The organism is Microbacterium sp. GbtcB4 (genome assembly GCF_019091465.1).
GTDB classification, from domain to species: Bacteria; Actinomycetota; Actinomycetes; order Actinomycetales; family Microbacteriaceae; genus Microbacterium; species Microbacterium paraoxydans.
On record NZ_JAGXJJ010000323.1, the window covers coordinates 1 to 250 of the forward strand.

General features: G+C 64.8%; 1 protein-coding gene. It reads left to right on the plus strand.

Annotated features, from left to right (window positions below; translation table 11 throughout):
- The coding region (locus KVS71_RS18025) for a hypothetical protein (RefSeq protein ID WP_217585220.1) at positions 1 to 250 on the plus strand (250 nt) is incomplete at both ends.

The window sequence follows — 250 nt, forward strand, 5'->3', positions numbered from 1 at the left end:
GATACAGCGGGCGCGCGATCGTGCGCCTATCGATCTGCATGTTCACTCTGGCGTTCACCGCTCTTCTCGTTACTCAGAGCGTTCCCGCTGTGGCGGTCATCGGCTTCGTCGCCTCGTTGCCGTTGATACCTCTCAACGCCGTGCAGGGGTCGTACCTCGCGTTGATCATCCCCGTCCAGATCCGGGGTCGCGTGCTGTCGCTTACGTCCTTGCTCGGAGCGCTCGCCGGCGGTGCCGCGCCTCTGCTGGC